Origin of the sequence: Prauserella cavernicola (assembly GCF_016595675.1) — a bacterium.
GTDB lineage: Bacteria > Actinomycetota > Actinomycetes > Mycobacteriales > Pseudonocardiaceae > Prauserella_A > Prauserella_A cavernicola.
In genome coordinates this window covers 180,781-201,935 of sequence record NZ_JAENJH010000012.1, presented here as the reverse complement: position 1 = coordinate 201,935, position 21,155 = coordinate 180,781, and the positions used below count along the sequence as shown (strand labels likewise).

Here is a 21,155-nt window from a genome sequence, read left to right as displayed (position 1 = left end):
CGAGCGTCGCACGCCGCGACCGCCCGGGCCACCGCTCAGCGGTCGTACCGATACGGGATCTCGGTCGGTTCGTCACCGGTCGGGCCGAACTCCCCGCCCCGTGCGGCACCGGCGGCACCCCGACCCGCACCCGGACCCGAGCCTGCGTCCGACATCTCGTCGAACCACCCGCGCTGCGACTGCTCCCGCCCCGACTGGGGTTGCCGCACCGGGCGTTCGGCATCACGCTCGCCCGCCGTAGTCACCGGCTGGGCCGGTTCCGAATCCCGCGGTGCACGTTCCGGCTGGGCCGTGGACCGCGGTTGCGGCGCCGGTTCCCGCGGCGGCTCGACGACGCGCGGTTCGGGCTGCGACCCGGCCTGCGGCGCCTGCTCGGGCTGCGACCCGGACTGCGGCAGCGCGCGTCCGGGATCCGCGGGCGACTGCGTCACGTCCGGCGGCGCGGCCTCTGGCGCGTCCTGAACCGGGGTCGAACCCGGCGCGGCGGACGCCGGCTCGGGCCGCGAGACCGGCTGCTGCATCGGGATTCCCCTCGGCGGGGTGTCCAGATCCAGGTCCAGGTCCTCCACCGGAACCCGCTTCGGCGCAGCCGTCTCCGGCTCCGCGACCTCAGGCTGCTCGGGCGACTGCCTCGGTTTCGGCGACGACACCGAGCGCGCGGTCGGCGGGGGAGGCAACGGCGGCGCGGGCGGGTTCGCCGACCCCGACGTAGTTCGCCACACGGGCTGCGGACCGATGTTCATCGGAGCGGGCCTGCCCTGCGACGGCGCGGGCGCCTGCTGCACGGCCTGCTGGGCGCCCCGCACGATCGGGTCGAGGCACGACACGAGCACCGTCGTGTTGTCCGGATCCTCGACCCGCTTGCCGCTGCGCTCGCGGTAGACCATCTCGCCGTCGGAATCGATCTCGACCAGGTAGCCGGCCTCGGCGAGCTGCTCCTCGTCGAGGTCGATGAGCCGCTCGGGCCGGGACGGCACCACGCGGTACGTCGGCCAGGACAACCGGGCGTGCGTCTCGTGGAACTGCGCCAGCAGGTTCGCCATCTGCTGTTGCCAGGGCAGCGGCATGGACTCGGCGATCGAGCGCGGCAGCACGACATACCCGGGGTCGATCCCGGGCCCGCCTCTGCGCAGGTGGTCGGCGAGCGGAGTGCTGGACGCAGGCGGCGCGCTCCTCGGCGCCTGCGGCATCCCGAACATGTTGCGCGGGTCGGCGTCGAGTCCCGAGGACTGGCCAGCCTGTTTCCCGCGCTTACCCCACTTCTTCGCCACGACACTCACTCCACGTAGTACTCACACGCCGGGCCTGACCGCCTGTGGGAGGAGGCCGCCCTCGTCCCACGAGATGTCCCTGGTGTGCACCGGCACACCCGATTGCTGTGCTTCCACCATCTTCCCGTCACCGAGATACATCGCCACGTGGTGGATGGTGCTCGGATCGGACGAGTCGTATGCCCAGAACAACAGGTCGCCGGGCTGAGACTCCTCGACCGGCAGCATGGCGCCCGCCTTGTACTGGTCCCGCGACACGCGCGGCAGGGTCACGCCCGCCGCCTCGTACGCCCGCAGCATCAGCCCGGAACAGTCGTAGGAGTTGGGGCCCGTCGCGCCCCAGACGTAGGGCTTGCCCTGCTCCCTCAGCGCGAACTGGATGGCACCGCCCGCGACCTCGTTGGGCGGCAACACCGCACCGGCGCCTTCACCACAACCCGACGCGTTCTCGATCTGCCCGACGTTCTCGATCAGATGGACGGCCATCGGCTCCCACGAGTGGTACCGGTCGGGGAACGCGGAGCGCTCGACCGCCTGCGCGACGTCGCCGGGCCGCATGTTCTGCCAGTCCGGGACCTCTTCGAGCACGTCGTAGAACTTGTTGACCTGGTACGGCGGGTTGGTGACCTGCTGCACGGTGCCCCAGCCCATCGACGGCCGCATCTGGAAGATGCCCAGCGAGTCGCGGTCGCCGTAGGTGAGGTTGCGCAGCCGCGACTCGGTCATGCCCGCCTGGATCGCGATCTGCCACGCGCGAGGCGACAGCTCACGCTCCTTGCCGATCGAGATGATCAGCGCGACGATGCCGCGTTGCTCGTCGTCGAGTTCGGACGCGTCCGCGACTCCCTTGCCCGCTTGGCCGGGCTGCGTCGGTCCGATGGAGGCCTCACAGCTCAGCGGAGTCACGCCCTGCGCCTGCTGCCGCTGGCTGTCGATGATCGTGACCATCCCGACGGCGAGCAGCACGGTGAGAACAGCCGCGGTGATACACGCGACCAGCAGCCCCGCGCGCACGCTAACCCGCCTGGTCGTAGTGAGCGACCCGCCAGCCGGCGTTGGTGCTCACCACGGTGATGGTCAGGGTGGGCCCGTCGGTGTCGACCTCCACCTCGGCGGAACTCGTGTAGGACGCGGTGGCGCGCGGCTCGCCCGTCACCTTCGTCGCCGGAATGTTGGCGGGGTTCACGCTGCGCATCACCGGCAGGTACTCCTCGGTGGTGTAAGGACGCAGGCCGTCGAGCCACTTCTCGTTGGTGATGCCGTCGGGGTGGTTCACCCACGCCGAGGCCCAGTCCGCCGCCGCCTTCAAGGCGCCGGGCTTGGGCGGAGCCGTGCTCGGCGTGGCGAGCGGCTCGGTGAGCCTGGTCGGCAGCGCGCTGCTGCTGGTGCTGCTCGTCTCGTCGTCCTGGGACGAACCGCCGGCGGCGGGAGCTTGCGACTGCCCGCCGGGTGTCGGCGACGCATCGGCGCCGGTGTCACCGACCAGCCTCGGCACGAGGATGCCCGCTGCCACGAGCACTCCGACCACCACGATGAACGTGCCGATCAGGTGCGTCGGCGAACGCAACGGCCAGCCCCAGAGGCGTCGGTAGACGGCCGCGCGGCCGCGGTTGGTACGAATCGGCATCGCGACCCCCTACCGCACCAGGTGGTCGGTGTCGCGGGCGTCGTCGCCCCGTACCTCGAGCCCCCGCGAGGGCCGGTACAGCACGAACACGGGCTTGCCTGCCACGAGTTCCGGCTCCACGCGCCGCGGCTGCTGCGGCGCGGCGGCAGCGGCTCCTGGCGGAGGCGGCGGCGGTGGGTTCGGCATCTCCCTGGCCGCCTGCGCGGCGGGCTCTCCGACGCCGGTCGACGCCATCCGCGACGGCACGACGAGCGGATCGGGATCCTCCCGGTCCCAGCCCCGGTCGGTGACCGGCGCGGTGTCGACCCGCCTGCTCGCCATCATCACCGGGCGCGCCTCCATGTAGTCGCCGGGCGAGCGGCCGGGCGTGTACTCGGAGAACGCGCCTGCGGGTGCGCTGCCACCGGCGGGCAGACCGGGCCGCTGGTCCATGCCACCACCCACCTGGCCTGGCCAGTGTCTCGCGGGGTGGATCGCGTTGCCGCCCGGATCGAGCCGTTGCGAGTTGGCGAACACGGTGGCCTCCGGCCGGAACCGGGCGCCGTTCGTGGCGCCCGCGTGCCCTCGGGTCGCCGTTCCGCCGGCGGCCTCGTCGTCGTCGCGGACGTTGCGCCAGAACTCGTCCTGCGGTGTGGGTTCGTCGCTCTTCTTGCGTAGTCGGGAGAACAGGCCACCGCGAGGAGTCGGCACCGCGGACCCGACCATGCTCACGGACATCTCGACCATCTGCCACAACCTGCGCGCAGGTCTGCCGACGAGGAAGAGCAGAATCGTCACGAGCCCGGCGAGCGCCATCTGCGTCAGCATCGACAAGGAGTTGCCTGCCGCGAAGATCGCCTGCAACAGCAACGCGTGCACGCCCGCGAGCACCGAGAGCACGATGAGGTTGAAGGCCACGGAGCCGATCACCTTGCCGACCCTGCGCAGGATGTCGTGGTGCAGGATCGCGACCAGGCCGATCAGCGGTGCCGTCAGCGTGAACAGTCGCACCAGGATCTGCGCGAGCAGCACCGCAGCCTTGGCGAACAGCTGGAAGAGTGCGTACGCGAGGCTCTGCAGCATGGAGAGGAAACCGGCGCCGGTTCGGCTGCCGTCCTCACCGGTGAAGTAACCGGCGGCTGGGCCCAGCTGCGTGGAGATGTTCTTGAACTCTTCCTTCTTGCCGTTGATAACGTTCTCGTCGGCATCGTCTCCGCCGCGCATCTGTTCCCAGGTGAACGCCTGTGCGTCCAACAGCGGTCTGCCGAACTGCTCGGCCTGGGGTGCTTCCGGCGAACCGAACGTGCCCCGAAGCCAGTTCTCGTAGACGACCTTGTCGTGCAGGTCGGTCGGCAGCACGTGGCGCACGACCCGGTCCTCTGTCTCATCGACGAACCCGGCCTGGATGTTCGTGGTGGTCTGAACGATCGCGCGGTCGATCTCGTCGTAGTAGCGCAACAGGGCCATCGACGACGCGGCGAGCCAGAGCCCGCCGATCGCGAGGAGGGCGCGTTTGCTGACCGTGGACAGGTCGCCACGCCAGATGTTGCGGAACATGATGAGCGCGAGGATCAGCGCCGCGAGCCCGAAGAGTTGGGCGTAGATGTTGTTGTAGACCGCTTCGGCGCCCTGGGAAACCGCGTTGTAGATGGGGTTCAGCAAACCGCCCTCGAGCACGGTGTAGTGCAACGAGTTGGTGGCGCCGACGATGTTCTTGCCGATGTTGAAGAGCTGGTTACCGGCCCACGTGTCGACCGTCGTGTTGGGATCGGTGATGCCCAGCGCGCCGTTGTCGCAGTCGTAGACGTTCCAGACCATGCCGGCATAGCCGTAGTCGAGGTAGGCGCTGCCCGCCTCACCCTGTCCCTTGGTCGGGTCGATCGCGCCGACCATGCCCGAGCCCGGGCGTTCCGGGTTCGGGGCCTCGCAACCGCCGCCCTGTGCCATGGCGGGGGGTGCGGTGACGACGGCCTGCAGGCCGAGCATCGCGATGGCGGCGATCAGGGCCGGGAGTCTCTTGCGGCCCCGGCCGGGGCCCTCACCTCGCTTCCGCCGGTCCCGTGCGCGGTGCCAGCCCCAGGCGCACAGGAACACGACGAGCAACGTCAGCACGGTGTTCATGCCGCGTCCCGGCCGGTGCCACCGTTCTTGCCCGCCCTTGCTGGTTGCTTGTCCCCGTCCTGCTCACGGGCCCGTTCGTCGACCGTGTCGTCGAGGACCTGCTCCTCCGTGAGGCCGACCTCGAGTTCGGCCGCGCGCTCGAGGTCCTCTTCCAGGTCCTCCTCCGGCATCGGGGGCTCCGGCGCGCGGTGCCCGGGCTCCTCCTGCTGCCGCTGCGGCTTCGCGGGAGTTCGTTCCTGCACCGAGCCCGGCGTCGTGTCGAGCGCGTCGCGCAGGTGCTCCAGGTGCGGGCCGGAGAAGTCGACCCGGATGCGTTCCACGCCACCGGCGCCGTCGGCGAAGATGAACTGCCTCGGGTCGCGGTCGCGTTCGACGCCGCGCTGCGCTCCGGGACGCCTGCCCAGCGCGGACACGACCTGCTCGTAGCCGACGCCCACCGGCACCTTCAGCAGGCGCAGCGCGTCGGACTGGGTGTCGTCGTCGTCCAGCCTGCCGACGAAGACCGAGTCGAGCAGCGCGACGAAGCCCTGGATCCGCAGGAAGTCCGCGGGGATCTGCGACGACAGCAGCACGCGGACGTTCCACTTTCGCGAGTCACGCGCGAAGCGGTTCATCAGCACCCGGCCGGTCGGCACCTCGGACAGGAAGAAGGCCTCGTCGATCCAGACGCCCTTGCGCTGGTCCTTCGGCTTCTCGTACACCGAGCGCTGGGTGAGCCAGGCCGCGAGGTTCAGCATCTCGACACCGAGCGCCTCGGCGTCGGTCCAGTGCTCGCGCCCGACGCCTTCCTTCGGCAGCGCCAGTCCGGCCATCGTGAGCACGGTGAGCCGGTCGTCGCGGGTGTCGGAGTACGGGTCCTCGCCCGCCTCCGGGATCAGCAGCGACATGCGCTCGCGGAGCTCGTCGAGGAAGTCCGCCACCACGACCGCGTGCTCGTGGTGCTCGCTGGAGTCCCTGCGCAGGGCGTCGATCACCTGCCCGGGGTCGGCGTCGAAGCGGCCACCGACGGTCCGCACCGCACGCAGGAGCACGATGCGCGTCTGCGGCATCCGGGCCACGTCGTAGGGCAGCACGCCGGTGAGCACGTCGAGCACGAGGCGGCGGCGGGTCGCGCCGGCCAGCGCCCGTTCGCGACGCCACGCGCGCTCGGGATCCTCGTCCTCGATGAAGTGCTCGAGCATCGGCTCTGCGACCACGCGGTACGGGTTGAGGATGCCCGGCTGCGCGTTGAGCAGGTTGATCGGCCGCGCGTACGGCCGCAGTTCGGGTAGGTCGCACAGTCTCGACAGCGGCCCGGAGGGATCGAGGATCGTCCAGCTCGCACCGGCCCGCAGCGTCTTGTAGACGACGCCACCGCCGAGGAAGGACTTGCCGCCACCGAGCCCCGCGACCATGGCACTGAGGCCGGATCCGTCGCGGATCTCCTGCGCCATCCACGGGTCCCACGCGACCGGCCTGCGCGTGGCCGTGCACGTCTCGCCGAGCAGGATGCCGCGCCGGTCGCCGACCTCCGCGGTCGCCGTCGGCACCGTGGACGCGGCCCACACCACCGAGCCGCGGCGCATGTAGGCACCGGACGACAACGGCTCACCGGGGATGAACTCCCTGGCCAGCGCGTACTGCGCCTCGGGGTGTTCGATGGCGACCTTGGGCTTGTAGAGGTCGAGCAGCTGCTGGGCGAGCCGCAGCGCCTCGCGCTCGGTGGGTCCGGAGACGGCCAGCCGCCACCACGAACGCACGCGGGTGGCGAGCGCCGTGAAGCCCGTGGTCATCTCGTCGTCGATCTCGAGGACCCGCGACGCCTGCCGCGCAAGCGATTGCGGCGGCTCCAGCTCGTGTTCGTCGGTGTAGTGCTTGACCTGCGAGCGCACCTTGTTCATCTGGCGCTGAAGCTCGCCCGCGACCTCCTCGGGCCTGCGCACGTAGATGCGCGCGGACCACTCCACGGCCGCGGGCAGCCGGTCGGCGTGCTGCACCCACGGGTCGTCCACCTCGGGGATCTGCAGGCCGTGCATCTGGCCGACGGTCAGCACCGCGACGTGGCGCTTGACGCCCGCGTTGGAGCCGGTGCGGCCGCGCACGGTGACCGTCGGGGCGTAGGGATCGCTGTGGAAGTCGGCGGCGTCGGTGAAACTCGCGAGGTCCTCCGGCTCCCACGCGGCGCCGGGAACGGCGGGCAGGTTGCGCGGCGCGGGCAGGCCCAGCGAGCACGACCGGTGCATCAGCCAGGACATCTCCTCGGCGTCCACCGGCCTGCCCTCGAACCCGCTCGAGCCGATGACCTGGTCGAGATGCTCCACTTCGGAGTCCAGCGCGGACAGCTCGGCATCGACGGCCTCGGGCAGGATCTTGCGCAGCAGCGGAGCCGCACGCTCGACGGCGCGGTCCACGACCCGGCGGGTCTGGACCTGGATGCCGATGTAGACCTCTTTCTCCGCCATGGAACGGCCCATGAGCTGCTGCTGCTCGCCGACGAGGTAGTCGTCGAACGACAGCGAGCCGGGGACGTCGCCAGGCCGGTTGCGCGCGTTGTGCACGTGCGCCTCGGCCCACATCCGGATGGGGTACGGCCTGGTGGTGACGCGCAGGTGCATCCACCGGCCCTGGAGCTCGGCGTACTGGCCCGCGATCGCGGCGATCAGGTCGCGGCGCTGCGAGTCGGAACGGAACGACCAGCGCTGTGGCGCGAGCCGGTACCAGGCGTAGACCTCGTGGCCGGTGCGGAGCAGGTGCCCGTCGATCGTGCGCGCCGCGATGGAGGGCGTGTAGGTGGGTATGGCCTGCTCACCGGGCAGCCGCCTGCCCCGGCGGCCGCCTTCGGCCTGGTTCGACTGTGCCGGCTGCTGGGTGTTCCGGCTGCGGTCGCGACCGAACAAGGACTACCTCCCCACCGGCGCCGACGAACGGCGGCGGCGTGCTCGTGCTGTGGTCTCTCGTGACGGGTAGATGACCGGGCTCGCCGTGCTCACAGCGCGTCCCGGCCCTGCCGGGCGGTGACCTGTGCGCCGGGCGGTGCCCCTGGCTCGCTTCGGCCTCGGCCGATCGGTGCGCACCTTGATCTTGCTGGCGCTCGCGGCGCCGCCGGTGCCCGCCGACTTCTCGCGGGGCGCCTGCAACTCCCTCATCCACATGGCGAACACCGCGCCGAGCGGGCGTTCGTGGCTGATCTTCGAGGTGATCAGCCGGGTGAGGGCGATCGTGATGACGAATGCCCACGCCGTGGTGAAGAAGCCGAACCCGAACCCGAGTTGGCGTTCGACGCCCAGCGTGACCAGGAAGAGCGGGATCCCGACGCCCCACGCCACATAGCGGGCGCGCCACGGGAACGTGGCCTTGGGCGGACCGAGCCAGACCGCGTCAACCCGGTAGACCTCGTCATCGGTTCGAATACGCACTGGGGCGGTTCCCGATCAGCCTGTGAACAGGCCGGCGATCCATTCGCCGACGTTGACTCCGAGGCCGCTGACCGCGAGCCCGATGATCGCGAGCGCGATCACCACACCCGCGAGCCTGCGCATCACGCCGGCGTTGTCGCCCTTGCCGCCGCCCAGCCACAGCAGCAGCAGTGCGACCGCGAGCAGAACCAGCGGGACAATGTTGTCTAGGAGCCATTGCCGGACGTTGCCGGTGCCGAGCTCTCCGCCTTGCGCCAGTGCCGCAAGCGTCATCGTGGTCATCGCGTACTCCCGAGTGCCCGGAGTGTGGTGCGCGACACACTGGTGTGTGCCACACAGAGGTTCCAGCACTTGCCGTGTTCGAACAACATCATGGCGTGACGACAGAGAGCGGTCAAAGGCCTGCCGGCCATCCCGGCCTCATCCGCTCCGTTGCCGTCACGATCGCGCTCACTGAAATTCGCCCGCCCTCCATCATCGCCGCAACGGCGTCCAGGATTAACCCTGTCCACCCGGATTTCCTAGTGTGCGCATGGACTCACTCACATGCGTAGATCCTTCTCACTGTGAGTACGGGCTTTCACCGCTTCATGATGGCGAGACAAGTGAACCATGCCCCGATCGGCGGCAGAAGCGGGCTCCGCTAGGTCACTGCGCTTGTCCGGACCACTCCCGATCTCCGTCAACCGAAAGAGCGACAACGACTACGGCGCGCACAATCGCACCCCGCGTTTCGCGCACTCTCCGTGACGCTTAGCCCGTTGTGGGGATTTCCGGGCCGGATCACTTACCCCGAGCGAAGACCCCTGGTGGGAAGGCTCCGTTGGCGAGCACCTGCCGGGTCAGCTCCTTGCCCAGCTCCCGCATGCGCTCGGCCTTGTCGGCACCGACCCACCGAAATGGACCCGTGGCGGCGGCGTTGGTCTGTTCCTCGATCCGTTCCCGCGTGGCGAGACCGAGTTCGGTGAGCCCGCCGTCGGCGTCGAGCTGTCCCTGCTCGCGCAGCTCGTCGGTGGCCGCGGCCCATTCGTCCTCCGACCAGCCACGCAGCTTCCGCGCGACATCGGGGATGAAACCCTTGCCGGTGGCGCAGTGAGTGATCAGTGCGGGCAGCCCACCGAGGCCGTTACCGACGAGCGCGGCGATGTGCCCGTCGCCGCGGTGTTCCCGGAGCAACGAGATTCCGTGCCACAACACCAGTACCGGATCCTCCGGCCAGTCCAGCGCCGCATGGGCCGCGTAGAGCACCCTGCCGTCACCGTCGCAGCCGTCGGCGGCCTCGCGCACGAGTGCGGCGAGCTCGGTCAGCGCCTCGGACTCGGCGAGCTCCGGCCCGAGCAGCCGCCGCAGCGCCGCGCCCGCGGCCAGGAACCGCGCCTCGACGATCGCCTCGGGGCTCGCGAAGGTCCACGCGCTCGGGATGTGCCTGGCGACGAGCGCGGGATTGAAGTTGTAGAACGTCGCCGCGACGACGGCGGGACCGACCGGCCCGAGTGGCGCTCCGCGGCTGGCGAAGTAGCCCATCCGACCACCGGGAAGACCCAGTTCGGTGTAGGCCTGCTCTGCCTCCGGTGCGAAGTAGACCATCGAGTGGAGGGGTTCGAGAGCACGGTTGCAGCGAGCCGCGACAGCGCGGGCTTCTTCGTGATCCATGGCAGGCAGCGTAGCGGCGAGAGGCGGGCCGCGGGGTGGACGAGTCGGCCGCGGACCGGATCTGTCCCGCACTCCGGACTCCAGCACTCGACTACACGATGTCGTCGACCAGGCTCCGAACCCGCTCCGATATCTCGTCCCGGATGGGGCGAACGGCCTCGATGGATTCACCCGCGGGATCGCCTACCGCCCAGTCGAGATAGCGCTTGCCGGGAAAGACCGGGCACGCATCACCGCAGCCCATGGTGATCACCACGTCCGATGCCCGCACGGCGTCGACGGTCAACACCTTCGGTGCCTCGGCCGAGATGTCGACACCCACTTCGGCCATGGCCTCGACCACGGTCGGATTGACGGCGTCCGCCGGAGCGGAACCGGCCGAGCGCACCACCACGCGATCTCCGGCCACGTGGGCCAGGAAGGCGGCGGCCATCTGTGAGCGGCCTGCGTTGTGCACGCAGACGAACAGGACCGACGGACGAGGCACCTGGGCACTCACGGGGCACTCCTTTCCACGGGCCGCGAGATAGCACGTACGGCCGGGTCGTACGCAGCCTGAGCCGGACGTGCGAACACGGTCGCGACGACGCCGAGAGCGATCACGGCACCGGCGAACTGGGCACAGATGAACGGCAGGACGGAGCCGGGTGCGATCCCGGCGAAGGTGTCGGTGAAGGCCCGGCCGATGGTGACAGCCGGGTTCGCGAACGAGGTCGACGAGGTGAACCAGTAGGCAGCACCGATGAAGGACGCCACCGCGAGCGGCGCATGGTGCGCACGATTCGCGCGTGCCAAACCAAGGATCACCAGCAGCAGCCCGGCGGTGGCGACCGCCTCCGCCAGCCACAGGTGCCCGCCCGAGCGATCCTGAGTGGACCAGCTCACCAGCGGTTCGGCGAACATCGCGTTCGCGAGCACGGCCCCACCGATGGCGCCGGCGATCTGGGCCGGCGCGTACACAGCAACGTCACGCAGCGAGAATCCACCATCGGAACGACGCTCGCTGAACCACACCGCCAGCGACACCACCGGGTTGAAATGCGCCCCCGACACTGGGCCGAACACGATGATCAGCACCCCGAGTCCGAGGACGGTCGCCAGGGAGTTCGCCAGCAACCGGACACCAGCGTCGGACGAGAGCTCGCTCGCCTGAATGCCCGAGCCGACCACCACCGCGACCAACGCCGCCGAGCCGAGCGCTTCGGCGGCGGCCCGACGTGCGAGTGAGGTGCTCACACGCCGATCTCGACGGTCCGCGGGGACGAGGCCAGCAGTGCCGCCAGCCGATCCGTCGCGGCAGGCAGCGCGCGGTAGTAGACCCACGTCCCGCGCCGCTCGCTGGCGATGAGTCCGGCCTGACGCAGGAGTTTGAGGTGGTGGGAGATCGTCGGCTGCGACAGCTCGAAAGCGGGCGTGAGTTCGCAGACGCAGATCTCGCCGCCCTCACGAGACGCGATCATCGACAACAGCCGTAGCCGTACCGGGTCGCCCAGCGCCTTGAACGCGCGCGCCAGCTCGTCGGCCTCGCTCTCGCCCAGCGGCGCAGAAGCCAATCCGGCGCAGCAACCAGAATCTTGCATCGACACCTGTCTATCTTGACGTTTTTCGATACAAGGCGCAAGCTTGTTTCCACAAACGTCGATACAAGCTGGTTGGCGAGTCGCTGATACCAGCAGGACAAGGGGTGTGTGATGAGTCAGCAGTCAGCAGACCTGCGGGAGACCGTCCGGCAGCGCTACGCCGAAGCCGCTGTGCAGGTGACCACAGGTGGCGCAGGTTGCTGCGCGCCGGAGCCGATCGAACTCGACGAGAACTTCGGCGTCGCGCTGTACGACGACACCGAGCGCGGCACGCTCCCCGCCGACGCCGTCGCCGCGTCGCTGGGCTGCGGGAACCCGACCGCCGTCGCCGACCTGCACCCCGGAGAGCGAGTACTCGACCTGGGTTCCGGTGGCGGGATCGATGTCCTGCTGTCCGCCCGGCGGGTCGGACCGACCGGCAAGGTCTACGGCCTGGACATGACCGAGGAGATGCTCGCCCTCGCGCTCGCCAACGCCGCGAAGGCGGAGGTCACGAACGTCGACTTCCTCAAGGGCACCATCGAGGCGGTCCCGCTGCCTGCGAACACCATCGACGTCGTGATCTCGAACTGCGTGATCAACTTGTCCACGGACAAGCGCGCCGTGTTCGCCGAGACCTTCCGCGTCCTCAAACCCGGCGGCCGGATCGGAATCTCCGATGTCGTCTCCGACGACGCCCTGTCCCCTGCCGAGCGGGCCGAACGCGGTGACTACGTCGGCTGCATCGCCGGAGCTCTCTCCTTCACCGAGTACGGCAACGGCCTCGAGGCGGCCGGGTTCACCGACGTCGAGATCACGCCGACCCACTCCGTCGCCGACGGCATGCACTCCGCCATCATCCGGGCGACCACACCGGCCTCCGCCCAGCCACGCAGGCCGTAGCCCCGCGGGAGGGGGTGGGTGGACGAGTTGGCATGTAAGCCGGATTCTGTCCCCGCGTACGCGGGCGGCGGCCATCCATCTCGGCCTGCCGTTGCCGGCAGGCTCCAGCGGCCTACCCGCAGGCATCGGGCGGGCTACCCTCGAACGCCTGCGCAGGAGCCTGAGCTCCCTCTTGGCCTTGCTCCGGGTGGGGTTTACCGAGCCGTCCCGGTCGCCCGGGACGCTGGTGGTCTCTTACACCACCGTTTCACCCTTACCCCGCGTTGCCGCGAGGCGGTCTGTTTTCTGTGGCACTGTCCCGCGGGTCACCCCGGGTTGCCGTTAGCAACCACCCTGCCCTACGGAGTCCGGACTTTCCTCGACCACTCAGGTCGCGGCCGCCCTGCCAACTCGTCCACCCGGAGAGGGTACCGCCTTCGCTCGCGCGATCAGCGGAGGTGCGAGATGTCGTTGACCAGCCGCACCGAGGCGTTGCCGTCGGGGTAGAAGTCGGCGATCGAGAGCGACGCCGGGTCCAGGTGCAGCCTGAAAAGCAGCGAGGGACCCGCCTCGAGTGCGACTCGCAGCAGGGACTTGATCGGCGTGACATGGCTGACGACGATGACCGTGCGGCCCGGGTGGGTCTCGAACAGCTCGTCGGCCGCCGCGCGCACCCGCTTGTGCACCTGGTCGAAGCTCTCTCCGCCGGGCGGGGGCACCGAGGTGTCGCTCATCCAGCTGGCGTGCACGTCGGGGTCGCGTCGCGACGCCTCGGCGAACGTCAGCCCTTCCCACTCGCCGAAGTCGGTCTCCACCAGGCCTGGCAGGGTGCTCACGCGCGTGCCGACGGCGTCGGCGACGGCCTGGGCCGTCTGCATCGTCCTCGTCAGTGGTGACGCCACGACGACGGGCGGCTCGTCGCCGAAGCCCTCCATGCCGGCCAGCCGCTTGGCCGCCGAGGACGCCTGCCACCTGCCGTGCTCGGTCAGACCGATGTCACCACGGCCCGAGTAGCGACGGTCGACCGACATCTCCGTCTGGCCGTGCCGCAGCAGCAGCAACCGCGTCGGGGTACCGGTGGCGCCGGTCCAGCCGGTGGGGCTGACGCGGTCCTGCTTCGGCGCGGCGGAGGGCTCCTTGCCGGAGCCCCCCGCCTGCGCGTCCATGGCCTCGTTGGCGAGGCGGTCGGCATGGGAGTTGAGCGCCCGCGGGATCCACTCGTAGCGCACGCGAGCGAACGCCCCCGCCAGCTCGCGCGCCTGGTCGGCGAGCGGCTGCAGGGCGGCATTCTTGATCTTCCACCGCCCGGACATCTGCTCCACCACGAGCTTGGAGTCCATCCGCACGTCCACAGTGGACGCACCGACGTCCCTGGCGGCCTCGAGTCCCGCGATGAGCCCGCTGTACTCGGCGACGTTGTTGGTGGCCACGCCGAGGCCCTTCTTGCGCTCGGCGAGCACGTCGCCGGAGCCGGCGTCCTTGACGACGGCGCCGTAACCCGCGGGCCCGGGGTTGCCCCTCGACCCGCCGTCCGCCTCGACGACGACGTGCTCGGTCACAGACCCGACTCCATCGTGCGCACCATGATGGCGCCGCAGTTGTCGCACCGGACGACCTCGTCGTCGGCGGCCGCCTTGATCTCGGCGATCGCGGCGCGGTCGAGCTCGAGCTGGCAGGCCCCGCAGCGGCGCGACCGCAACAGCGCGGCTCCGATGCTCTTCTGCTCGCGCACCCGCTCGTACAGGGCGAGCAGGTCGGCGGGGAACCTCGGGACGAGGCCGTCCCGGTCGCCCTCACGGCGGCTCTGCGTGACGTCGAGGTCGGCCACCGCCTCGTCACGCCGCTTGGCCGCGTCGGAGAGCTTCTGCTCGGCGTTGCTCACCTCGGCGCCCGTGCGCTGCATGTCGAGGTCGACCGCCTCGCGCCGCTCCATCAGTTCGAGCAGGTCGTCCTCGAGCGCGGACTGGCGCCGGTCGAGCGTCTCCAGCTCGTGTTCGAGGTCGGTGAGCTGTTTGGCCGACACCGAGCCGGACTCCATCAGCTTGCGGTCGCGGTCGGCACGCGCTCGCACCGACTCCACCTCGCGCTCCTGGCGCTGTACCTCTCGGTCGAGGTCGGATGCCGTCGTCTGCACGGCGACCAGCGCGTCGCGGCGCTCGCGCAGGGCCTGCTCGGCCTCGGTGATCTCGGTCAGCTCGGGCAGGGTCCGGCGCCGGTGCGCCACCCGGGAGAGCTCGGCGTCGACCTTGGCGAGGTCGAGCAGCTGGCGCTGCAGGGCGGCGTCTGCCTTCACTTCGTACTCCCGTTCGCTCGGACGTTCCACGGGTCGGTACACCGCGTGGAGACGTGAACGTCGACGTTACCCGCACTCCGGATCACCCCGGCGGCTTGGCCGCACCACGGCCATTCACTCGCCCAGTGCGTGACGCCGACCAGAGCGGGCGCGGGTCCGTGCTGTTCGAGGTGCTCTCCGGCGGGGTGGTGGCGGAGGTCGGCGGTGACGTAGGCGTCGACGCCCGCCTCGGTCGCGGCGGCCAGGTAGCTGTCGCCGGCGCCGCCGGAGACGGCGACCGTCCTGATCGGACGATCGGGGTCGCCCGCGCCGTAGACGCCGGCGGCGGTCGGGGGCAGTGCCGCGCCCACGCGCTCGACGAAGCGCGCGAACGGTTCCGCCTCGGGGAGCTCCCCGATCCGGCCGATGCCGGTGTCGCCCTGCGGGTGCGGCGCGAGCGGGCGGCGCACGGTCAGGCCGATCGACGCGGCGAGCGCGTCGGAGACACCGGGGTTGGCCGAGTCGGCGTTGGTGTGCGCGCAGAACAACGCGATGCCCGACCTGATCATGCGATGCACGAGCGAGCCCTTGACCGAGTCGGCAGCCACCCCGTGCACCCCGCGCAGCAGCAACGGGTGGTGCGCCACGATCAGCCGCGCGCCCCGCTCGACCGCCTCGTCGACGGTGGCGGCCACCGGATCGACACACACGAGCACACGTTCGGCGGGCTCGTCGGGATCACCGCAGACCAGACCCACCGCGTCCCACGATTCGGCCAGGTCCCGGGGGTAAGCCGCGTCCAGCGCGGCGATGACGTCGGCGACTGTCACGGACATGCGCCGATCCTCGCATGCGCTCCAGCCCCTTAGGCCAACCGTCTGAACTTGCCTCGTGGCCACCCAGCTCGACCAAGATCATCGCTAGCCTCTGACGGTCATTTTCCGGCTGACCGAGGAGCGCAATGACCGCCGCTCGCGAAGTACCTGACATTCTCTCCGCCGAGTTCGCGGAAGATCCCTACTCCGCCTACCGGCTGATGCTCGAGGACGCGCCCCTGATCTGGCACGAACCGATGCAGAGCTACATCGTGTCCCGCTACGAGGACGTGGCCAGGGCGTTCAAGGAGCCCGTTTTCACCACCGACAACTACGACTGGCAGCTGGAACCCGTACACGGCAAGACGATCCTGCAGATGAGCGGACGCGAGCACGCCGTCCGCCGCGCGCTGGTGGCACCCGCGTTTCGCGGCACGGAACTACAGCTGAAGTTCCTGCCCGTCATCGAGCGCAACTCCGCCGAGTTGATCGACGGCTTCCGCGAACGTGGCACCGCCGACATCGTCAACGACTACGCGCGGCACTTCCCCATCAACGTCATTGTCGACATGCTCGGCCTCGACCGCTCCGCCCACGCGCGCTTCCAGCGCTGGTACACGTCGATCATCGCGTTCCTCGGCAACCTGAGCCAGGACGAGACGATCGCCGCCGACGGGCTGCACACGCGCGACGAGCTCGCCGAGTACATGATCCCGATCATCAGGCAGCGCAGGGAGAACCTCGGCGACGACCTGCTGTCCACACTGTGCGCCGCCGAGGTCGACGGCCAGAGCATGAGCGACGAGGACATCAAGGCCTTCGTCAGCCTGCTGCTCGCCGCGGGCGGCGAGACCACGGACAAGGCGATCGCCAGCATCATCAAGAACCTGCTCGAGCACCCGGACCAGCTGCGGGCGGTCCGCGAGGACCACGAGCTCATCCCGAGGGCGTTCGCGGAGACCCTGCGCTACACGCCGCCGGTGCACATGATCATGCGCCAGCCCGCCGAGGACGTGGAACTCGGCGGCGGCACGGTGCCCGCGGGCAGCACGGTGACGTGCCTGATCGGTGCGGCGAACCGCGACCCCAGCCGGTTCACCGACCCCGACACGTTCGACATCTTCCGCGAGGACCTGCCCACCGGCACGGCGTTCTCCGCCGCGGCGCAACACGTGTCCTTCGCGCTCGGCAGGCATTTCTGCGTGGGAGCGCTGCTCGCCAAGAGCGAGGTGGAGGTGGGCGTGGCCCAGCTGCTCGACGCCCTGCTCGACCTGGAGCTCGCCGACGACGAGACTCCGGCCGAACAGGGCGTGTTCACGCGTGGACCGGCATCGCTGCCGGTCCGGTTCAGCCCAACTCCACGGGTACGTACGTCGGCGTGAACCGCACCGGCAGGCTGCCGAGACCTCGCATCCACACCGAGGGGTGCCACCGCAGCTCCTCGGCCGGGACGGCGAGTGTGAGGTCCGGCAGCCGGTCGAGCAGCACCTCGACGGTGGTCCTCGCCATCACCTCGGCCACCTCGGGCGCCGGGTAGGGGCAGCCGTGTTCGCCGTGCCCGAACGACATGTGGGCGTGGTTGCCCGCCGAGGCGGGTGAGTCCAGGCGCACCTTCGGGTCGGCGTTCGCGGCGGCCAGTCCGAGCACGAGCATGTCGCCGGTCCTGATGCGCATGCCTGCCAGCTGCGTGTCGCGGGTCGCGAAGCGGCCGATGAAGTTCTGCGTCGGGGTGTCGTGCCAGAGCACCTCGTTGAGTGCCTGGCCGACGCTCTCCCTGCCGCCCGCGAGCGTGAGCGCGAACCGCTCGTCGGTGAGCATCAGCCGGATCGTGTTGCCGATCCAGTTCGCCGTCGGCTGCTGAGCCGCCGCCGTGACCACCAGCAGGTCCTGCACGATCTCGTCGTCGGTGAGTTCGGCATCGTGCTCGAGCAGGTACGACGGGATGTCGGCTCCCGGCATCGAGCGCTTGGTGTCGAGCAGCCCCGCCATCGCCTTCTGCACCCGCATGTACGCGTCGGCGGCGCCCGGCCCGGTGTCGAGCGACTCCGAGATGTCGCGCACCAGCTCCGGGGTCTGCGACTCCGGCATGCCGAACATCTGCGCGATGACGTTGAGCGGGATCCGCGACGCGAACTGCGCCATCAGGTCCGCCTCGCCCCTGGCGGCGAACGCGTCGATGAGGGCGTCGGCGACCCGCTCCGAGTACTGCGACAGCTCGAACTGGTCGAACGCACCGAGCGCGTCGCCGATGGCTCCCGCCCTGCGCTGGTGCTCGGTGCCCTCGGTGAACATCACCGACGGGTTGTGCGCCACGTAGGGCAGCAGCGGCCAGTCCGCGGGCACGTGCTCCCACATGTTCCAGCGCCGCGTGTCGCGGGCGAACAGCTGCGAGTCGCTGGTGACCTGGTGGATCTCGCGGTAGCCGCAGACGAACCACGCGGGCACGTCGCCGTCGAGCAGCACCGGCGCGACCGGACCATGGGTGTTCCTGATCTCGGTGTAGAGGGCGGCCGGGTCCTGTTGGAACTGCGGCCCGTAGAGCCGCACGGGCCCGGCGTGGTGTGCGGGTGGGACGTCGGTCATGAGGCGGTCTCCCTGGCTGACGAGAGCGCGTAGAGGTGGTTGACGAGGGTGATGAGGACGTTCTTGGCCGACTCGCGGCTGCGGGCGTCGCAGTCGATCAGTGGCACGTCCGGGGACAGCGTGAGTGCGTCGCGCACCTCTTCCAGGCCGTGCTGCGCGCCGGGAAAGTTGTTGCGCGCCACGATGAACGGCGTTCCGTGGTGCTCCAGCCGGTCGATCGCGTACCACGAGTCCTCGAGCCTGCGCGTGTCCACGAGCACGACGGCGCCGAGGGTTCCGGCGAAGAGCCGGTCCCACAGGAACCAGAACCGTTCCTGGCCCGGCGCGCCGAACAGGTAGAGCACCAGCTGCTCGCTGAGGCTGATCCGGCCGAAGTCGAACGCGACCGTGGTGGTGGTCTTGTCGGCGACGCCGCCGGTGTTGTCGATCCCGAGTCCGGCCTGGGTCATGGTCTCCTCGGTGTTCAGCGGACGGATCTCGCTGACCGAACGGACCATGGTCGTCTTGCCGACGCCGAAGCCGCCCACCACCACGATCTTGAGGCCCTCCATGGCCGTGCTCGGCAGTGGCGTCCTGGTGGTTTCATCAGAGATTGTGGAGTCCAACGAGCACCTTCTTGAGGAATGCGGGATCCGGGAGTTCGGCGCTGGCGCGGGGCGCCGTGGGATGGCGAGCGGAGACCTGACCCGACTCGAGCAGGTCGGACACGAGGATCTTCACGACGCTCACGGGCAGCGCGAGCTCGGAGGCGATCTCCACGACCGCGGTCGGGAACCGGCAGATCCGCAGAATCCTGGCGTGCTCGGACTGGATGCCGGTGGCCGCGTCGGCCTCGCTGACGATCAGGGTGACGAGGTCGAGGTCGCGGGACTCGGCCCTGCTGCGGCCGCCGGTGACGGTGTAGAGCCGGTCCGGGTCCTCGCTGTCGACTGCCCCGCGGACCATCATGCGGGCTGGCTGTGCCGCGGGTGCCGGGGCGGCGAGGTGAGGAACGCGCCGATCTGCTCCACCAGCTCGTCCATCTTGTGGCCGATCAGGCCGACGTCGGCGTCCTCGGACGCGAGTACGGCGAGGTGCGCGCCCTCGCCGGCCTCGACGATGAACAGCACGCCGCCGTGGAACTCCGTCATGGACTGGCGGACACCACCCGTGCCGTCACCGAACTCCACCGACGCGCTCTGCGACAGCGCCTGCACGCCCGCGGCGATGGCGGCGAGCTGGTCGGCCCTGTCGATGCCGAGCGCGCGGGTGTGACACAGCTTCAGGCCGTCCCTGGACAGCACCAGTGCGTGGTTGGCGCCCGGCGTGCTTTCCACCAGGTTCTCCAGCAACCACTCGAGATTCGGGTTCGTCGTGGTCATCGGGATTTCCGGGGCGCACGAACACCGCCCCTCACTCCAATCTGTCTAGGCTCAGCTGTCGGGGTTGGCGGAGGGGGACGCCGGGCCCTGGTCCGGCCGGTGGTTGCGCGAGGTGCCCTGGCGGAAGGCGCCGAACCGCGCACCGGCGTCGGTGCGAGGCTTGGGCGGGTGCTGCGGCCTCGGCGCGGGCGTCGGCTGCCCCGAGTTCGCCAGTGTCTGTCCCCGGCGGCGCTTGGGCAGGGATCGTTGCGGTGCCTGGCTTTGCTCGCCGTCGAGCACCGCGGTCATCGTGTCCTGCGCCGGTGCGGCGTGCGTGGCACTCGCGAAGGCCTGCCTGACCGGGTTCGCCGCCGGGACCGCGGGCTGCGGCGCCGTGTCGGGGAACTCCTGCCGCTGCTGGGTGACGAGCTGGTTCGGAACCCGCACCACCACACCGGTTCCGCCGCGCGACGACGGGCGGAAGAACACGTGCAGGTCGTGCTTGCGCGCGAGACAACCGACCACGGCGAGGCCGAGCCGGGTGCCCGACAGTTTGGTCAGGTCCAGTGTCTCACTGGTCGAGACCGCTGTCTTGGCCCGCTCGAGCGCCTGCGGCTTCATGCCGAGCCCGCCGTCCTCGATGGTCACGACGAGGCCGGTGTGCAGCTCCTCGACGTAGACGTGGACCTCCTCCGACGGCGCGGAGAACTTGGTGGCGTTGTCCATCAGTTCGGCCAGCGCGTGCATCACGTCCTCGGCGGCGTAGCCGACGATCGCGGAGGTGCTGGCCGAGTGGATGCGCACGCGCTGGTAGGCCCTGATGCGGCCCATGGCGCCGCGCAGGATGCTCTCCATGACGATTGGCTTGGTCCAGCGCCTGCCGGAGCGCGCTCCGGTGAGCACGGCGATGCTGTCGGCGAGGCGGCCCGCCTGCGCGGTGCTGTGATCGAGTTTGAGCAGGTCGCCGAGGACTTCCTCGGAATGCCGGTTCTCCATCTCGCGGAGGTCGGCGAGCATGCTCGTCGCGAGCGCCTGCACCCGGCCCGCGGCGTTGGCGCAGGCCGCCATCGCGGCGGCGCGCTGCCGGTGCCCGACGCTGATCTCCTTGGTGAGAGTGCGCAGGATGCGTTCGTGAGTTTCGTTGCCTGGCAAGGGAATTTCAGTAAATACGGTGTCGGCCGATGCGCCCTCGCGCAGCCTGCGGGCCGCGGCGGGCAGGGTGTCGTCGGCGAGCCGGTCGAGCTCGGCCCTCAGCTCGGCGACCTCATCGGTGGCGGTACGGATCTGGTGGTGGCGCAGTGCGGCCAGGAATGCGGCGGCACAGAGCAGAGCGGCGGTGACCCCTCCGGCCACGGCGACCGGAACCCGGTCGGCGGCGGACGTCTCGAGGGTGATCCACAGCCACGCTCCACCCGTGACGAGCACCGTGGCGAGAAGGACGAGCAAGGCCCGGTTGAGCGGCGATCGCTCGTCGTTGACGCGGTTCGCGGTGGACAGGGAAATGGGAGCCCCCAATGACCTGTGGTGTCTGCTTGCTCCCGCCAACAAGGGCGAGACTCGGGCTGTTGACGAGATCGGGAGCTTAGTACGTTCGCAGACCCGGCGGCTAGGGCTCGCACCGGGTGTGTCCCCTCGTTCGGGGAACCGAGCGCTTGGGC

General features: G+C 70.0%; 21 protein-coding genes and 1 other RNA gene. 2 read left to right on the top strand and 20 right to left on the bottom strand.

Going from position 1 to position 21,155, the window contains the following annotated elements:
- Positions 1-35: 35 nt before the first annotated feature.
- From JHE00_RS32130 to JHE00_RS32080, 11 genes are all read right to left on the bottom strand, one after another.
- Entirely contained in the window at positions 36-1,271 is a 1,236-nt protein-coding gene (locus JHE00_RS32130) for a hypothetical protein (protein WP_200325458.1), read from the bottom strand.
- A 21-nt stretch (positions 1,272-1,292) separates the two neighbouring features.
- Positions 1,293-2,285 carry a C40 family peptidase gene (locus JHE00_RS32125; protein ID WP_200325456.1) on the bottom strand — a complete coding sequence of 331 codons (993 nt, stop codon included), beginning with the start codon at positions 2,283-2,285 and terminating at the stop codon, positions 1,293-1,295.
- A gap of 1 nt (position 2,286) precedes the next feature.
- Positions 2,287-2,898 carry a hypothetical protein gene (locus JHE00_RS32120; RefSeq protein WP_200325454.1) on the bottom strand — a complete coding sequence of 204 codons (612 nt, stop codon included), beginning with the start codon at positions 2,896-2,898 and terminating at the stop codon, positions 2,287-2,289.
- Positions 2,899-2,907: 9 nt separating this feature from the next.
- Positions 2,908-4,998: a magnesium transporter gene (locus JHE00_RS32115; RefSeq protein WP_200325452.1), complete on the bottom strand. Its 2,091-nt coding sequence runs from the start codon at positions 4,996-4,998 to the stop codon at positions 2,908-2,910.
- The gene (locus tag JHE00_RS32110) at positions 4,995-7,874 is read right to left on the bottom strand and encodes an ATP-binding protein (protein ID WP_200325449.1); all 2,880 of its coding nucleotides are present in this window, start codon (positions 7,872-7,874) and stop codon (positions 4,995-4,997) included. Before JHE00_RS32110 ends, JHE00_RS32115 begins: the two co-directional genes overlap by 4 nt.
- 3 nt (positions 7,875-7,877) lie before the next feature.
- The gene (locus tag JHE00_RS32105) at positions 7,878-8,393 is read right to left on the bottom strand and encodes a hypothetical protein (protein ID WP_200325446.1); all 516 of its coding nucleotides are present in this window, start codon (positions 8,391-8,393) and stop codon (positions 7,878-7,880) included.
- 15 nt (positions 8,394-8,408) lie between these two features.
- A complete protein-coding gene (locus JHE00_RS32100; RefSeq protein WP_200325444.1) occupies positions 8,409-8,675 on the bottom strand; it encodes a hypothetical protein in 267 nt (88 codons plus the stop codon).
- Positions 8,676-9,176: 501 nt separating this feature from the next.
- Entirely contained in the window at positions 9,177-10,046 is an 870-nt protein-coding gene (locus tag JHE00_RS32095; RefSeq protein ID WP_200325442.1) for an SCO6745 family protein, read from the bottom strand.
- Positions 10,047-10,137: 91 nt separating this feature from the next.
- Entirely contained in the window at positions 10,138-10,533 is a 396-nt protein-coding gene (locus JHE00_RS32090; protein WP_200325549.1) for an arsenate reductase ArsC, read from the bottom strand.
- Between the two features lie 8 nt (positions 10,534-10,541).
- The gene (locus JHE00_RS32085) at positions 10,542-11,282 is read right to left on the bottom strand and encodes an aquaporin (protein ID WP_200325547.1); all 741 of its coding nucleotides are present in this window, start codon (positions 11,280-11,282) and stop codon (positions 10,542-10,544) included.
- Complete coding sequence (locus JHE00_RS32080; protein ID WP_200325440.1) at positions 11,279-11,626, bottom strand: ArsR/SmtB family transcription factor; 348 nt, start codon at positions 11,624-11,626, stop codon at positions 11,279-11,281. The genes JHE00_RS32085 and JHE00_RS32080 overlap by 4 nt, the downstream gene beginning before the upstream one ends.
- Before the next feature lie 111 nt (positions 11,627-11,737).
- On the opposite strand from JHE00_RS32080, the gene arsM reads away from it, so the two are divergent.
- Positions 11,738-12,508: an arsenite methyltransferase gene (gene arsM, locus JHE00_RS32075; RefSeq protein WP_200325438.1), complete on the top strand. Its 771-nt coding sequence runs from the start codon at positions 11,738-11,740 to the stop codon at positions 12,506-12,508.
- Between the two features lie 19 nt (positions 12,509-12,527).
- Here arsM and rnpB read toward each other — a convergent pair.
- The 4 genes from rnpB to JHE00_RS32055 form a co-directional block, all read right to left on the bottom strand.
- An RNA gene (gene rnpB / locus JHE00_RS32070) (RNase P RNA component class A) lies at positions 12,528-12,901 on the bottom strand.
- 35 nt (positions 12,902-12,936) lie between these two features.
- The gene (locus tag JHE00_RS32065) at positions 12,937-14,046 is read right to left on the bottom strand and encodes a bifunctional RNase H/acid phosphatase (protein ID WP_200325436.1); all 1,110 of its coding nucleotides are present in this window, start codon (positions 14,044-14,046) and stop codon (positions 12,937-12,939) included.
- Entirely contained in the window at positions 14,043-14,780 is a 738-nt protein-coding gene (locus JHE00_RS32060) for a zinc ribbon domain-containing protein (RefSeq protein WP_200325434.1), read from the bottom strand. Before JHE00_RS32060 ends, JHE00_RS32065 begins: the two co-directional genes overlap by 4 nt.
- The gene (locus JHE00_RS32055; RefSeq protein WP_200325432.1) at positions 14,777-15,595 is read right to left on the bottom strand and encodes a Nif3-like dinuclear metal center hexameric protein; all 819 of its coding nucleotides are present in this window, start codon (positions 15,593-15,595) and stop codon (positions 14,777-14,779) included. Before JHE00_RS32055 ends, JHE00_RS32060 begins: the two co-directional genes overlap by 4 nt.
- Positions 15,596-15,720: 125 nt before the next feature.
- On the opposite strand from JHE00_RS32055, the gene JHE00_RS32050 reads away from it, so the two are divergent.
- Positions 15,721-16,956, top strand: a complete 1,236-nt coding sequence (locus JHE00_RS32050; protein WP_200325430.1) for a cytochrome P450 — start codon at positions 15,721-15,723, stop codon at positions 16,954-16,956.
- Here the strand turns inward: JHE00_RS32050 and JHE00_RS32045 are convergent.
- The 5 genes from JHE00_RS32045 to JHE00_RS32025 are packed head-to-tail and all read right to left on the bottom strand — an operon-like array spanning position 16,922 to position 21,012.
- Complete coding sequence (locus JHE00_RS32045) at positions 16,922-18,157, bottom strand: cytochrome P450 (protein WP_200325428.1); 1,236 nt, start codon at positions 18,155-18,157, stop codon at positions 16,922-16,924. The genes JHE00_RS32050 and JHE00_RS32045 overlap by 35 nt on opposite strands.
- Positions 18,154-18,762 (bottom strand): GTP-binding protein, encoded by a 609-nt coding sequence (locus JHE00_RS32040; RefSeq protein ID WP_230425334.1) that lies wholly within the window; start codon positions 18,760-18,762, stop codon positions 18,154-18,156. The genes JHE00_RS32045 and JHE00_RS32040 overlap by 4 nt, the downstream gene beginning before the upstream one ends.
- Positions 18,743-19,102, bottom strand: a complete 360-nt coding sequence (locus tag JHE00_RS32035; protein WP_200325545.1) for a DUF742 domain-containing protein — start codon at positions 19,100-19,102, stop codon at positions 18,743-18,745. The genes JHE00_RS32040 and JHE00_RS32035 overlap by 20 nt, the downstream gene beginning before the upstream one ends.
- Positions 19,102-19,518, bottom strand: a complete 417-nt coding sequence (locus JHE00_RS32030) for a roadblock/LC7 domain-containing protein (RefSeq protein ID WP_200325426.1) — start codon at positions 19,516-19,518, stop codon at positions 19,102-19,104. Before JHE00_RS32030 ends, JHE00_RS32035 begins: the two co-directional genes overlap by 1 nt.
- Positions 19,519-19,569: 51 nt before the next feature.
- Positions 19,570-21,012 carry a sensor histidine kinase gene (locus JHE00_RS32025; protein WP_230425333.1) on the bottom strand — a complete coding sequence of 481 codons (1,443 nt, stop codon included), beginning with the start codon at positions 21,010-21,012 and terminating at the stop codon, positions 19,570-19,572.
- Positions 21,013-21,155: the final 143 nt, after the last annotated feature.